Annotated in this window: 17 protein-coding genes; 10 read left to right on the plus strand and 7 right to left on the minus strand. The window is 35.4% G+C overall.

Annotated features, from left to right (window positions below):
- Positions 1–51 precede the first annotated feature (51 nt).
- Genes ABJF08_RS03525 through ABJF08_RS03555 form a run of 7 tightly spaced genes read left to right on the plus strand, consistent with a single transcriptional unit; the run spans position 52 to position 7,223 of the window.
- Positions 52–1,086: a rod shape-determining protein gene (locus tag ABJF08_RS03525; RefSeq protein WP_104514616.1), complete on the plus strand. Its 1,035-nt coding sequence runs from the start codon at positions 52–54 to the stop codon at positions 1,084–1,086.
- Positions 1,087–1,117: 31 nt separating this feature from the next.
- Positions 1,118–1,945 (plus strand): rod shape-determining protein MreC, encoded by an 828-nt coding sequence (gene mreC, locus ABJF08_RS03530; protein ID WP_348114661.1) that lies wholly within the window; start codon positions 1,118–1,120, stop codon positions 1,943–1,945.
- Positions 1,938–2,447, plus strand: a complete 510-nt coding sequence (locus ABJF08_RS03535) for a hypothetical protein (RefSeq protein WP_348114662.1) — start codon at positions 1,938–1,940, stop codon at positions 2,445–2,447. Before mreC ends, ABJF08_RS03535 begins: the two co-directional genes overlap by 8 nt.
- Positions 2,444–4,390: a penicillin-binding protein 2 gene (mrdA, locus tag ABJF08_RS03540; RefSeq protein ID WP_348114663.1), complete on the plus strand. Its 1,947-nt coding sequence runs from the start codon at positions 2,444–2,446 to the stop codon at positions 4,388–4,390. The genes ABJF08_RS03535 and mrdA overlap by 4 nt, the downstream gene beginning before the upstream one ends.
- Before the next feature lies 1 nt (position 4,391).
- Positions 4,392–5,669, plus strand: coding sequence for a rod shape-determining protein RodA (rodA, locus tag ABJF08_RS03545; protein WP_348114664.1), 1,278 nt, complete (start codon positions 4,392–4,394; stop codon positions 5,667–5,669).
- 21 nt (positions 5,670–5,690) lie between these two features.
- A complete protein-coding gene (locus ABJF08_RS03550; RefSeq protein ID WP_348114665.1) occupies positions 5,691–6,518 on the plus strand; it encodes a hypothetical protein in 828 nt (275 codons plus the stop codon).
- 51 nt (positions 6,519–6,569) lie between these two features.
- Positions 6,570–7,223 (plus strand): O-methyltransferase, encoded by a 654-nt coding sequence (locus ABJF08_RS03555; RefSeq protein WP_348114666.1) that lies wholly within the window; start codon positions 6,570–6,572, stop codon positions 7,221–7,223.
- Here ABJF08_RS03555 and ABJF08_RS03560 read toward each other — a convergent pair.
- The 7 genes from ABJF08_RS03560 to ABJF08_RS03590 all read right to left on the minus strand — a co-directional run bounded on the left by ABJF08_RS03560 (position 7,206) and on the right by ABJF08_RS03590 (position 13,425).
- Positions 7,206–7,778, minus strand: a complete 573-nt coding sequence (locus ABJF08_RS03560; RefSeq protein WP_348114667.1) for a phosphatase PAP2 family protein — start codon at positions 7,776–7,778, stop codon at positions 7,206–7,208. The genes ABJF08_RS03555 and ABJF08_RS03560 overlap by 18 nt on opposite strands.
- The gene (locus ABJF08_RS03565) at positions 7,779–8,054 is read right to left on the minus strand and encodes a twin-arginine translocase TatA/TatE family subunit (protein ID WP_348114668.1); all 276 of its coding nucleotides are present in this window, start codon (positions 8,052–8,054) and stop codon (positions 7,779–7,781) included.
- Positions 8,055–8,097: 43 nt separating this feature from the next.
- Positions 8,098–8,916, minus strand: coding sequence for a hypothetical protein (locus tag ABJF08_RS03570; protein ID WP_348114669.1), 819 nt, complete (start codon positions 8,914–8,916; stop codon positions 8,098–8,100).
- Positions 8,917–8,999: 83 nt separating this feature from the next.
- Positions 9,000–11,297 (minus strand): M1 family metallopeptidase, encoded by a 2,298-nt coding sequence (locus ABJF08_RS03575; RefSeq protein ID WP_348114670.1) that lies wholly within the window; start codon positions 11,295–11,297, stop codon positions 9,000–9,002.
- Positions 11,298–11,359: 62 nt separating this feature from the next.
- Positions 11,360–11,929, minus strand: coding sequence for a DUF6702 family protein (locus ABJF08_RS03580; protein WP_348114671.1), 570 nt, complete (start codon positions 11,927–11,929; stop codon positions 11,360–11,362).
- 76 nt (positions 11,930–12,005) lie between these two features.
- Complete coding sequence (locus tag ABJF08_RS03585) at positions 12,006–12,557, minus strand: hypothetical protein (RefSeq protein WP_348114672.1); 552 nt, start codon at positions 12,555–12,557, stop codon at positions 12,006–12,008.
- On the minus strand, positions 12,547–13,425 hold the full coding sequence (locus ABJF08_RS03590) for a carboxypeptidase-like regulatory domain-containing protein (protein ID WP_348114673.1): 879 nt from the start codon (positions 13,423–13,425) through the stop codon (positions 12,547–12,549). Before ABJF08_RS03590 ends, ABJF08_RS03585 begins: the two co-directional genes overlap by 11 nt.
- Before the next feature lie 118 nt (positions 13,426–13,543).
- Here ABJF08_RS03590 and pepE point away from each other — a divergent pair, with 118 nt between their 5' ends.
- Genes pepE through ABJF08_RS03605 form a run of 3 tightly spaced genes read left to right on the plus strand, consistent with a single transcriptional unit; the run spans position 13,544 to position 15,105 of the window.
- The gene (gene pepE, locus ABJF08_RS03595) at positions 13,544–14,260 is read left to right on the plus strand and encodes a dipeptidase PepE (RefSeq protein WP_348114675.1); all 717 of its coding nucleotides are present in this window, start codon (positions 13,544–13,546) and stop codon (positions 14,258–14,260) included.
- 24 nt (positions 14,261–14,284) lie between these two features.
- Positions 14,285–14,566 carry a GNAT family N-acetyltransferase gene (locus tag ABJF08_RS03600; protein ID WP_348114676.1) on the plus strand — a complete coding sequence of 94 codons (282 nt, stop codon included), beginning with the start codon at positions 14,285–14,287 and terminating at the stop codon, positions 14,564–14,566.
- Positions 14,563–15,105 (plus strand): GNAT family N-acetyltransferase, encoded by a 543-nt coding sequence (locus ABJF08_RS03605; RefSeq protein WP_348114677.1) that lies wholly within the window; start codon positions 14,563–14,565, stop codon positions 15,103–15,105. Before ABJF08_RS03600 ends, ABJF08_RS03605 begins: the two co-directional genes overlap by 4 nt.
- Positions 15,106–15,109: the final 4 nt, after the last annotated feature.

Below are 15,109 nucleotides of genomic sequence, written 5' to 3' on the forward strand. Positions count from 1 at the left end.
TGTAGTAGCTTTGCAAAGCCCTAATTATTAACGTTTTTCCACTCATCATTTATGGGATTTTTTGATTTTCTTACAGAGGATATTGCCATCGATTTAGGTACGGCAAATACACTTATAGTTCACAACGGTAAAGTAGTTGTAGACAGTCCATCTATAGTAGCAAGAGACAGAACCACAGGTAAGATTATTGCTGTAGGTAAAGAAGCTGCTATGATGCAAGGGAAAACTCATGAAAACATAAAGACAATTAGACCTCTTAAGGATGGAGTGATTGCAGATTTTGACGCGAGTGAAAAGATGATCTCTATGTTTATAAAAGAGATCCCAGCATTGAAAAAGAAGTGGTTTGCCCCTTCTTTGCGTATGGTTATCTGTATCCCTTCTGGAATTACAGAAGTAGAAATGAGGGCCGTAAAAGACAGTGCAGAAAGGGTTAATGGTAAAGAAGTATACTTAATACACGAGCCTATGGCAGCCGCCATAGGTATAGGTGTAGATATCATGCAACCCAAAGGAAATATGATCGTAGATATAGGTGGTGGTACTACTGAAATAGCGGTTATTGCTCTAGGAGGTATTGTATGTGATAAGTCGGTAAAAATTGCAGGTGATGTTTTTACTAACGACATCGTTTATTACATGCGTACTCAACATAACCTTTATGTAGGAGAACGCACAGCAGAAAAAATTAAAATACAAATAGGTGCGGCTACTGAAGATCTTGAGGTGCCGCCAGAAGAAATGAGCGTTCAAGGACGTGACCTTTTAACTGGTAAACCTAAGGAAGTAAAAATAGGTTATAGAGAAATAGCAAAAGCGCTAGACAAATCTATTTTACGAGTGGAAGATGCGGTTATGGAAACATTATCACAAACTCCTCCAGAACTAGCAGCAGATATCTACAACACTGGTATTTATCTAGCTGGTGGTGGTTCTATGTTACGTGGTCTAGACAAACGTCTATCACAAAAAACAGATCTACCTGTTTACATTGCCGAAGATCCTTTAAGAGCTGTAGTACGTGGTACTGGCCTTACTCTTAAGAATCTAGACAAGTACAAAAGTGTACTAGCTAACAAGTACTAAAATCTTATTCTAAACTTATTGAAGTAATCGCATGCAACAAATTGTCAATTTTCTGATCAAGTACAGAAACTTGTTGTTGTATTTATTTTTATTGGTTATCGCGCTCAGTTTCACCATACAGAGTCATGATTACCATCGCAATACAGCAATTCACTCTACAGGATACTTAACAGGTAATGTTTTAAGTACAAAAACTGGTATCTATGACTATTTTGATCTGGATGACCAAAATAAAAAACTGAGTACTGAAAATGCCATGTTGAGAATGAAACTGTTAGAGATAGGTGACACCTTACTAGGAAAAGAATCTACTTTTTTATTTACAGATAATATTCCTTATAAAGTTTTTCCTGCAAGAGTAATTAAAAATGATTTTTATAAATCTGATAATTTTATTACCATAGATATAGGTAGCGATCAGGGCATCGATTCTGACATGGGTGTTATATGCCCTACTGGCATAGTAGGTGTGATAGACCGCAGTAGTGATAAGTTTTCTAGAGTAATTTCTATTTTGAATTCGCAAATTTCCCTAAACGCACAGATTAAAGGAACAGCAACTATAGGGTCTTTAAAATGGGATGGAAATAACCCTTATATGATGAGTTTAGAAGACGTCCCAAGACTGGCCAAAGTAAATAAAGGAGACACTATAATTACAGGTAAACAATCCACCACGTTTCCACCTGATATTTTAATAGGTGTTGTAAAAGATGCTGAATTAACTGAAAATGGTTCTAGGTATAAAATAAACGTAGAACTATTCAATGACATGACTAATCTAGATTATGTCAATGTTATTAAGAATAGAGACAAAGCAGCTTTACATGTAATAGATACACTAGGCACTAATGAATAGTACTCTTTTAAATAACGTACTTCGATTTGTAGGATTACTAATTCTGCAAATATTTCTATTGGATCAAATTAATTTTTTGGGCTACATCAACCCTATGGTATATATACTGTTCATCATCCTATATCCTGTAGACAATAATAGATGGTCTTTTATGTTCATAGCGTTTGCGCTAGGACTCCTTCTAGATACTTTTCAAAATACAGGAGGCGCACATGCTGCAGCTTGTATAACACTAGCATTTATCAGACCTGTGTGGTTGAAACTAGTTTATGGAGAAAGTTATTTAATGAAAAATCTTAAAATTATAAGAACTCCTATAGACCGACTGTTGTTGTTAACAGTACTGTCTGTTATCATACACCATTTAGTTTTCTTTAGTCTAGTAATATTTAACACTTCTCAAATACTCTACACATTAAAGCTCACGTTGAGCGTAGGCATTGCTACCATTCTTATAGCAAGTCTCTTTTTGATTATTTTTAAACCTAAAGTCAAATCATGAAAAAATTACTGCTTTTTTCTATTGTCACCCTGGTAGGACTGACCTTTATAGGTAGAATGATTTATTTACAAGTCGTGATATCTGAAGAGTTAAAGCTAGAAGCAGAAAACAACTCTGTGAAAACGATTTATGATTACCCAGAACGTGGTTTTATATACGATCGCAATGGAGAACTCATGGTCGCAAATCAGGTAGCTTATGATGTTATGGTTATCCCAAAAGAAACTGGAGATTTTGATTTGAGTAAACTAGCAAGTTTATTGAAAATAGATGAAGCTAGACTAGAAAAAAAACTGAAAACAGCTAGAATTTGGTCTACAAAGCAAGCTAGTGTTGTTATACCACAATTGACTCAAGAGGAATATGCACCATTACAAGAACAGCTTAGAAAATTTCCTGGGTTTTACATTCAAAGACGTTCTTTACGCAAGTATCAAGTAGATCATAGCGCAAGTGTTCTAGGTTACATTAGAGAAGTTAATCAAAGTAAGATTAACAAAGACGATTATTACGTACAGGGAGATCTTGCTGGTAAAAGCGGTATAGAACTTCAATATGAAGAAGAGCTAAGAGGTAAAAAAGGTTATAAAAAATACACCAGAGATCATTACGGACGTGCTATAGAATCTTACAAAAATGGATCTAGTGATCTTGCTCCTGTTGCTGGAAAAGATCTTACCGTAACACTAGATAAAGAACTACAAGAATACGCAGAAAAATTAATGATCAATAAACGAGGTGGTATAGTAGCTATTGAACCTAAAACAGGCGAAATACTATCATTAGTTACGGCACCTAACTACGACCCTAGTTTACTGATGGGACGAGATCGTTCTAAAAATATCAACGCCATATTACGAGATACAATTAGACTACCAGATGTCAATCGTGTTCTTCAAGGTCAGTACGCGCCCGGCTCACCTTTTAAAGTGATAAATGCATTAATAGGTTTACAAGAAGGCGTTGTGACACCTCAAGAAAGATTTAGTTGTAATCATGGTTATGATTATGGAGGTAGAAAAAAAATGGCTTGTCACTCACACGCTAGCCCACTTGCAATGAGTAAAGGAATAGCAGAAAGTTGCAACTCTTACTTTGCTCAAGTATATAGACGAATTATTGAAAAAGGAGAAACCTCTTCTCACGGTATGGATACATGGCATGACCACGTGACTAGTTTTGGCTTAGGTAATTTTTTAGGGTACGACCTTCCTGTAGGTCAGCCTGGTAGAATTCCTGATGGAGATTACTACACAAGACAGTATAAATATAAATGGTATGCACCTACTACTATTTCTAATGCTATAGGTCAAGGAGAAGTAGCTGTAACACCTATACAATTAGCTAACATGACTGCAGCTATTGCAAATAGAGGATATTTCTACACGCCACATATCATTAAAAAAATGAATGGTGACCCTATAGATAATCCTAATTACACCGAAAAAAAATTCACAACTATAGATGCAAAACATTTTGAACCTGTGATAGAAGGAATGAATGAGGTTTACAATTCTGGTACAGCAAAATATGTAAAAATTCCAGGTATAGAAATATGTGGTAAAACTGGTACCGTAGAAAATTTTGCTAAGGTAGACGGAGTTCGTAAACAGCAAACAGATCATTCAGTTTTTATAGCGTTTGCCCCTAAGGACGATCCTAAAATTGCCATCGCAGTATTTATAGAAAACGGATACTGGGGTTCTAGATACGCTGCAAAAATAGCAAGTCTTCTCATTGAAAAACACATCAAAGGAGAAATCACCAGAACAGACCTAGAAGACTATCTTATGTCACATAGTCTAGAATATGAATATGCAAAAAAATTAGGAAACGAACCTTACAACATTAATGTTGCAGTAGATCAAGGCCTTATTACCGATGAGAAAGAAAGAAAACTACACCAACTAGTAGACAGTCTTAATCTTAAAATATTAAAATAAGATGGGTATAGGTGATAAGCCCAAATATGACATAGCTGCCATATTAATCTATGTTGCATTAGTTTTTATAGGACTTTTTAGCATCTACAGTGCTGCTCCAGTATTAGAATACACATCTATCACTGACATTGATCAAGTATACGGAAAACAATTTTTATTCATAGGGGTTTGTGCTTTACTGATCATAATCATTCTAGCTGTAGAGGTTAAGTTCTATGAGCAATTTGCAGGACTTATTTATGTAGTCTCCATGCTATCGCTGGCAGGTTTATATATTTTCGGTAAAGAAGTAAATGGTGCAGTGTCTTGGTATCCTATTGGGTCATTTACCTTTCAACCAAGTGAGTTTGCAAAGTTTGCAACCGCACTAGCAGTAGCAAAATTTTTGAGTCAGCTTAATGTATCCTTAAAGAATGTCAGAGATTTTATGATAGTCGCTGGTATTATAGCTCTTCCTGCCCTGCTCATTGTACCGCAACCAGACCCTGGTAGCGCGTTAATATACACTGCCTTTTTCTTTGCTTTGCATCGTGAAGGTCTATCCTTATGGTATCTTAGTTTAGGAATCATCGCGTTGGCTTTATTTTTAGCAGCATTAGTGATCAATATTTGGTGGATCATTTTAATAATAGTAGTGGTAATAGCTATTATATATTTGCTTTCGCGAAAGCGGAAACACAACAAACGTCTTCCTAAACCAAGAATATATCTCTATGTAATTGCTACATTCATATGCATTGCTTACACTCTATCTACTAGTTACATTTTTAACAACATACTAGAAGACAGACACAGAAACCGAATCGATATCGTGTTAGGTCGAGTACAAGATGATGCTGGGATAGGCTACAACATTAACCAGAGCATGATTGCTATAGGAAATGGTGGATGGGCAGGAAAACCACTAGAAGAAGCAACTCAAACTAGAGGCGGCTATGTGCCAGAGCAACACACAGATTTCGTTTTTAGCGCCATAGGAGAGGTTTCTGGCTTATTAGGTACGACAGTCACTATATTACTGTTTATGTTCTTAATCTATCGCATAATCATCATGGCAGAGCGTCAGCGCAACCAGTTTGCACGTATTTATGGATATGGAGTGGCAGGAATCTTTTTCCTTCACTTTTTCGTTAATGTAGGTATGGTAATAGGTTTACTACCTACAGTAGGTATTCCATTACCATTTATGAGTTATGGTGGTAGTGGACTCATGGGTTTCACCATATTATTATTTATCTTTATAAAACTAGATGCCCATAGAATGAGCTATGATCATTAACTTACCATAAAAAACGAGCATTTGAAATACTTAAAAATCCTACTACACCTGTGTATTGTTATCGTCCTTACATTGGTTACCCAAGTAGGTGGTTTGATTTGGATAGCAGTTTTTGGATACTTTAAATACAGAAAATCACTTTGGAATAAGAGAAAACGACTACTTAGTTTCTCAGTAATCTATTTGTTGTGCGTGTTTTTCATAATACCTATTCTAGCACCACTTAATAACAGAAGAGCGTTACCTGTATTTGACGATCACATTGCACCTCATAATTTAGGATATGTATTTTTGTGCCGCAATTATGTACATGACGATCTCTACTATTTTATGGACTTTCATTCCGAGAGTTATTATTCAAGTATATCTGGACAAAAAATGATTTATTTAGATGCTGGTTTTCCTTTTATAGATGGTTTTCCATTATTGCCACATTTAAGTCATAATGACGGTCGTAAAATAGACATCGCATTTGCTTATCAAACTAGCACAGGTGAATCTACAGAATCCAACCCTTCACTACTAGGTTACGGCGTTTTTACAGAACCATTAGATAATACAGTTACACAAGCACAAAAATGTAAAGACGCTGGTTACTGGCAGTATGATTATGCTAAGTATTTAGGTTATAATATAGATGAAGATCTAGAAATAGATGGAGGTTTCACAAAGTATATGATAAAAGATATGCTAACGTGGCAATCAGCTGAAAAAATCTTTATTGAGCCACACCTTATTACTCGACTCGAATTAAATGAATTAGATCCATATCAACGCAGTAAGATTAGATACCACGGCTGCCATGCCGTAAGACATGATGATCATATTCATATTCAAATATCAAAATAGACCCAATCATTACATTCTTACTTCGTAATTTTACATTTCTAAATTATACCCATGTTTTTCTTACCTAAAGATCTAGATAACTACATCGTCGCACACTCTGAGGACGAGCCACAAATTCTACAAGATCTTGCGAGAGAAACCTATCAAAAAGTATTACAACCCATCATGCTGTCTGGCCCCTATCAAGGCCGTGTTTTAAGTATGATTTCTCATTTAAAAACACCTCAACGTGTTCTTGAGATAGGAACATTTACCGGTTACTCTGCACTTTGCATAGCTGAGGGCATGCCTAATAATAGCGAGCTTATCACTATAGATATTAATGAAGAACTAGAAGATCTTGCTGCTGGATATTTTGCACGCTTTCGCGAAGGCGGAACCAATAACATCTCTATTACTCAAAAAATAGGCGATGCCACAGAAATAATACCGCAACTAGAAGGGACTTTTGATTTGATATTTATCGATGCAGATAAACCAAATTATGTAAATTATTTTCATCAGATTATGGAAAAAGTACATTCAGGAACCTTAATCATATCAGACAACGTTTTATGGCACGGAAAAGTCGTAGAAGATGTAAATAGCAAGGACAAATCCACTCCTATTCTATTAGAATACAACAATTTACTAAAGGAAGATCCTAGATTACAAACTGTTCTTCTATCTGTTAGAGACGGTCTTACTTTAAGTCGAGTGTTGTAGTCTACTAGCCATTTTAAAGAAGATAAGAGAGCACAACCACCCTAGTAATATACCGACTAGCATTCCCACAGTTATATCTGCCGGATAATGAACACCTACAAAGATTCTAGAAAGCGCAAAGGTTGTGGGCCAAATATAAAATAGGAAAATCCACTTACTCATGCCTTGTGATCTCAATGCTAGAACAACAAATGTGGTTACAGCAAAACTAACAGCACTGTGACCAGACCAGAAACTAAAGTTACCTGGCTTTAACAATATTTGTATACTATCCATGAGTATAGGCTCATTATTGGGACGCAATCTTTCTACTCCATTCTTAACTACATTAGTCAGTCCTAGGGTAATAATTACCACCACTGGAACTGCTGCCATGGCAATAAAATTGATGGGTTTCTTAAAACATTTAAAGAGTAAATAAAAGAAGAAGATGTAAAGTAAAAACCAGTTTTCTATATGAGTAACAAATAACCAGAAGCTTTTAAATTTACCAATAGCAAGCCCATTGATCCATCTAAAAATATCCTGATCTACCTCTACAATAGATTCCCACATCTAGAACTTGCGTTTTACAGATCCAGAGTCTTCTATTTGATCTTTTACTTGCTCAATCTGTTTAGTGATTTCTTTTACGTCTTTTGTAAAACCGTGCTCGTCTGCACTTTTAGTAATCTCATTCTTAATGTCGTCAGTAGCATTGCGTACCGTCTTCATAGCCTTACCTAAGCCGCGAGCAATTTCTGGCAACTTATCAGAGCCGAAAACCAATATCACTACTAGACCTACGATCATAAGCTCTGGTGTACTGATAAATAGTGGAATCATTTTCATAGTGCAAATATACGATAGGACTATTTTGAATTACGTTAAGAAGCTATAGATAATTAAAAATCTCAAATGTTGTTGTACTTACTCCCGACTCTGTTTTTACAACTTCACGAGAACTAGGAAATTCATCTTCACGCAACGTATATATAAAAGAGAAAGAGTTTTCTAATGTAAAACTACTCGATGCTGCGGTAAAATTTTCTCTAGTAATAGGAACATATCTGGTATAAGGAACAAATTCTGGAAAAATAAGTAACCTTAAGACATCATTCATATCTCTAAAAGGATTGTTATTAAACTCGTATGTAAGCTCACTATAAGCATTTACAGTAAAGCCATTAAAAGCAAGACTATTGATTCTATCTACATTAAAATTTGCATTATATAAATACCTTAAATCTTCTGATTGAGTAGCTACTCCAGAAACGTCTGTCACTGTAGTTAGCACTCTATTAATTCTATTTTGAGTATCTGTAAACAATTGCATCTCTACCTCATCTCCATTAGAGTCTGTAAAATTTACAAGAACAAAATCTTCATCATAGGTGAAATTATAGATTACGGTATTTACATCTACCTTAGTAATAGTCTCTAGTCTATTGTTAGAAGCATACTCCATATTATAAGAAACACTTGTTGTACCGGTAAACAATACTTGAGCAACTAATCCATCGTTGTTATATACTAGATCTATGTTATCCGTCACATTATTAAATGTCCCTTGTGCTATTTGTATAGAGCTTAACTCCATAAGGTTTTCAATAGGATCTACTATTTCATCCACATCACCTTGTTGATCTAGCGATGGATCATCACAAGAAATAAAAAACAATGCACAAATAGTAACTAGCGGTAATAATTTCATGCCGTAAAGATATTTGTTATTAAACATAAAAAAACCAGATTCATTGTGAATCTGGTTTTTAAAGTTATTTAAAGAAAAGAAAATTATTTCTTCATCTGGTCAAACTTGCTTACTTCAGCAGCAGCTGGCCATGTATTGTTAGATGTATCCACATCTGCAGTTTCTAGCTTAGGATCTATTACTATTTTAACGATTTCCTTAGTACTAGCTTTACTTAGACCTACTTCTTTGTCGTTAAGTCTCCATATTTCTGCTGGGTGCGTTACTGTTTCTGATGTACCGTCTGCATAAGTGTACTCAATAATGATAGGCATTACTAGACCACCTGGCTTTACTACTTTAATTTCATAGAAAAACTTAGGAGATTTCATAGCTGCTCTTTCACTAGCGGTAAAGTTATCCATTAAGTAAGATTTTAATTCACCTACTACCTCAGCAGGTTCTTGACCTTTAAGAGACTCTTTATAATCTTCACTACCTTCTTTTACCATGTAAACTAATGCAGGTATTCTATCTTCAGATATATTTCTTTCGGCCATAAGATCTTTCATAGCTTGGTTTTTCTCACTAGAAACAAAATATTTATCTACAGATTCAATACCCATATCATTAAATTGAGTTGTGTAGAACCATCCTCTCCAGAACCAGTCTAGATCCATAGCACTTGCATCTTCCATAGTACGGAAAAAATCTTCTGGTGTTGGGTGCTTAAACATCCATCTTTGAGAATACGTACGGAAAGAATAATCAAACAACTCGCGTCCCATTACAGTCTCTCTTAAGATATTAAGTGCAGTACCTGGCTTACCATAAGCATTAGAACCGAATTGGTATGTATTTAAACCTTTACTCATAATAGGAGCAATGTATCGTTGATCACCAGCCATGTAAGGAACAATTTTAGCTGCTGGTCCACGTCTAGATGGATAAGCATCTAATCCTTCTATAGCAGCTGGGTAATTTTCTCCCATATCTTGCTCTGCAACATACTGTACAAAAGTGTTTAAACCTTCATCCATCCATGTCCACTGACGCTCATCAGAGTTTACGATCATAGGGAAATAGTTATGACCTACTTCATGAATAATTACTGATATCATACCAAACTTTACACGGTCAGAATATTTACCATCTGTATCAGGACGTCCATAGTTCCAACAGATCATAGGGTATTCCATACCTTGATTCTTTGCATGTACAGAGATTGCTTTGTGGTAAGGGTAGTCAAAAGTCATTCTAGAATAAGACTTTAAAGTCTGTGCAACCGCCTTAGTAGACCACTGCTCCCATAATGGATTTCCTTCTGGTGCATAAACAGATACAGCCATAACATCTTTTCCTCCTACTTTAACAGCCATTGCGTCTGTTATATAACGACGTGAAGAAGTCCATCCGAAATCACGAACATAATCTGCTTTAAGTTTCCAAGTCTTAGTAGATTTAGAACCTGGCATCATAGCAAGCTTTTCAGCTTCTTCTTGTGTTCTAATAACTACTGGGTTTTCATAAGATTTTTGTGCTTGCTCATAACGTGCAAGTTCAGTCTTAGAATAAACATCTTTACGGTTCGTTAATTTACCGGTTCCGTCCAGCCAGTGGTCAGCAGGTACTGTAATATTAACTTCAAAAGTACCGAAAGGTAAAGCAAACTCATCACGACCATAGAACTGGCTGTTTTGCCATCCTTCTACGTCGTTATAAACTGCCATCCTTGGGTAGAACTGAGCGATTACATATGCTCTGTGTCCGTCAGGAAATTGCTCATAACCACTACGGCCACGACCTTCTACGTGATTATTAATGTTATAATCCCATTCTATATCAAATTCAAACTCTTTACCAGTTTTTAATTTTGATGGTAACTCAACACGCATCATAGTGTTGTTGATCATATACTTTAATGGGTTACCGCTTTTATCAAGAACCTTTAAAATATTAAATCCACCATCAAACGGCTCAGAAAGATATTCTCCAGCAAAACCGCTAGGCTGCATATACGGTTGCACTCCACCACCTTCTATAAGAGGTGTCTTAGAGTCTTTTGCACGCATGTTTTGATCTAACTGTACCCATAGATAATCCAGTACGTCTGGAGAATTATTAGTATACGTGATCGTTTCATAACCATAGATATGGTGATTCTCATCATCTAATCTAATGTCCATCTCGTAGTCAGCACGTTGCTGATAATACTGTGGTCCTGGAGCACCACTTGCACTACGATATTGATTAGGAGTTGAAAATTCCTGATACAACTGGCGGAATTTGTTGATGTTAGCATGTTCTTCAGCCTTAGGCTCTTCTTTTACTTCTTTCTCTTGCGCAAAAGAACCATAAGAAACAAGCATCATGCTGATAAACAATAGTTTAATAGCTTTCATGTGTTTGATTTAAATTAAGGTTTGCTAAATTAACAATTAAGAAGAATTTAAAAAGGATTTAACTAAAACTTCACACTATCAGTATCCTTATTTTTATCCATTAAAAGTGTACGACGTTCTCCATTAATCTTTAAATGCACCAGATTCTTCTGTTCTTCAAACAATTCTAGAAAGGCATTGAACTTCATAGCTACTGCTTTAGGCTCTTTTAAAGTAGGTATTTCTATGTAAAGTGCTATTTGATCTCCTTCATACTCGGCTCCTAAAAAGTTAATTTTTGAAACTTCACCATTAATTTTAACTTCTAGTTTTTTATCTAAATAACTTTTAATTAATGGATATAAATCTTGAATAGTAGCATCATCGCCTAGTTCTACAGGGGTTTCGATACGTGAATTAAGCACGTCTTCTAGATCGTCTATAAAAAATCTAGTAATCATCTGTAGACTTTTTGCGCTCTCGCTATAAGTTACGTTAGAAACTGAAATATAATATTTGTGTAGACCTTTGTTGTTCTCGCTTTCGCGAAAGCGAGATAGTTCTACCTCTTTTTCATTTTTACTATCTAATGAGAAAGAAGAAAGACTTAAACTCAATACTGATAATAACAATACAATTCTGAAATTTTTCATGCGGTAATTTTTATTGCGATAGAAATCTAACTAGATTCATGCCACAATCAAATGTTCTTGGGATTACTTCAAGTATTTAATTAAGAGGCGTTACATCACCTAGATAAATACCATGAAAACGATCTCCATTTTCATCAATACCATCTATCTCTAGCGCATAACCTGTACGGAAAGGTGTCACAGCAACATAACCAGAAACTAGCTCTACACCTACATTTGTTCTCATAGAAGCATCATAATCTGTAAAGTAAGTAATTACAGCATCTGCCACCTCTTCTGTATCACCTATTGCATAAGTTCCTGACTGAAACTCTTGTTCTCTATTCCCATATAAATCTAGAGTAATAAGAAAACCTATACCGTCCAGTTGTCCATTATCTGTAGTAATATTATCATCCACAATAAAGGTTCTTGTGTTAAAAACACCGGTAGTCGTGGTTTCTAGCACCTCGCGATTAAATGCATCAAAAACATCTGTTGAATTAAGAGAGTCTAGTCCGTAGCAGAATGTGTTAACGGTTATTGATGGTCCAGTAGGCAAGTCGTCATCACTATCACACGAAGTAATAGTTATTAAAAATAGAGCTGCAATACCATAAAAGGCATTTTTAAGTAAATTATTTTTCATTGCTTTTTTCTTTTGTAGAAGGTGAGAAGCCTTCATTTTTTTCAGGATAATTTTTCTTTTCTTTAAACAAAGTTACTTGATTTGAAAGGAATTGTAAGAGATCCAATTCTCTTTCTGGCTCAAACATAGATTCATTAAGACCTTTATCCTTTGCAAAGTGCATAAATTCGTACAGATCTTCTTGCGGTATATCCAGATAGTTCAACAAATACTCAGTACTGTATTTATTTTTTAAAACATAAACATCAAATTCTTTTTCCACGGCCTCTGGTGCAGAACCTGTCTCAAGTTTAAGCCCATCTAACGCACCTAAAAAAGCCATAGATGCTAGCCCACCTAATATGTTAGACATATTGTAACGCAACTGACTTTGTTGAAAAGCCTCATTACGTATAGCATATTCTTCTGGTTGCTTAATTCGGTCAGAAAAAGTATTTTCTATACGGTCTACTGCTCTAGTCTTTTGATTATAATCACTTACTTCATTGATTTTAGGATCTACATAAGGAGTTCTTTTCACATCTATTCTCATTAAACCATCGTCTAACACTACCTCGTCTAGCTGGTTAACACCTTCATTTAATGAAATGGTTACTTTTTTATTTTCCATAACCTTCTCAGTAATTACCAAAGAAAAAGACTCAAACTGCAATGCTTTAAAAGATATCTTATCTCCTTTTCTAGCATGTAAGAAAAAACCACCTTCTTTGTTACTTATAGTCCCCTCAAGCGATGCCTGATTAAAAACAGCAACACCTTCCAATGGCTCATTTGTAACGCTATTGATAACACCTTGTATTTGTACACGTTCTTTTTGGGCGGTAGCAACACCACATATAAGAATTAAAAGAATTAATATATTTTTCATCTGGCAGGTTTATAATTGACTTAAAATAATGTCAAAAAAGTTTAATATTAACAAAGAACGTACAATTAACCCTATCATTGCTAGAGTTTAACGATGTTTAACCTAGCAAACGCAATCTATGAGAAACATGATTATCGCAAGCACATCTACCATACACGGTAGTAGTTATCTTGCTTATTTACTACCAGATATACTCAAAGCCTTTAAAACAAACGATATAAAAAACCTTCTTTTTATACCATATGCCAGACCAGGCGGTATTTCTCACGACTCATATACAGACAAAGTAAGAGAAGCCTTTAAAGACACCGGTGTTACTGTAAAAGGTATTCATGAATATGAAAACACACAGGATGCTATTAAAAATGCACAAGCTATTTTTACTGGTGGCGGTAATACTTTTGTCCTAGTAAAAACACTGCATGACCTTCATCTTATGGAGATCCTGCGCAAGCAAATTTATACAGGCACGTTTTACATAGGCACCAGTGCTGGCAGTAATATTTGTGGTTTAAATATGAGAAACACTAACGACATGCCCATAGTTATGCCAGCTAGTTTTAAAACAACAGGTGCTATAGGTTATAATATTAACGCACATTATCTAGATCCTGACACAACCTCTACACACATGGGAGAAACTAGAGAAGAACGTATCAAGGAGTTTCATTTTTACAATAATTTACCAGTTGTAGGATTAAGAGAAGGTAGTTATATAAGAGTAATTGATAAAGAAGAGTTGCTATGTGGTCCACACACCGCAAGAGTATTTACTAAAGACAATGAGGCTATAGAGGTAAACAGTGGCTATGATTTCGCCCAACTTTCAAACTGATTTAATTTTATATTTAAAATAATAATGACAACAATACAACATAACGAAAACGATTCAAGAGGCATTTTTTATCTAAAAGAAGACGATAAAACTATAGGAGAGCTAACCTATTCTCTACAAGATAATGTAATGACTATAGACCATACAGAAGTAGAACCTGCGCATGAAGGAAACGGCTTAGGCACAAAGTTAATCACAGAGAGTTATGAATTTGCCAAAGAAAAAGGCCGCAAAATAAATCCATTATGTCCGTTTGCCGAAGTCCTATTCGACCAGAATGAAAGCTGGAGTGATGTAAGAATATGATTCTAAAGCTAGAAACAGAACGGTTATACCTTAGACCATTTAAAAAAGAAGACGCACCATTTCTTTATGAACTTAACAGTGATGAAGAAGTGATGCGTTATACTGGTGATTTTGCGTTTAAAGATGTAGAGGCTGCAAGAAACTTTGCTACAGACTATGTATCAAATGCGCAAGGACAGTTTACTTTATATAAAATGGGAAGAATGGCGGTTATAAGAAAAGAAGATGGCGCATTTCTAGGCTGGTCTGGATTAAAAAAGAATGTAACAGAAGGATATGTGGACATAGGTTACCGATTCATGAAAAAATATTGGGGTAAGGGCTATGCAACAGAGTCTGGACTAGAGGTCTTAAGACATGCTTTCCACGATCATAATTTAGAATATCTGGTTGCTCACGTTCATGAATTAAATTATGGTTCACAAATAGTGGCTAAAAAATTAGGAATGGTTATTAATCATCGATTTCTTTGGGACGGTAGAGAGCCTGCAAGATTCTACCAAATCGATGCCGCATCTTATTTTGAAAAATTCAAGTAAACAA

The organism is Nonlabens sp., assembly GCF_039941875.1.
GTDB lineage: Bacteria > Bacteroidota > Bacteroidia > Flavobacteriales > Flavobacteriaceae > Nonlabens.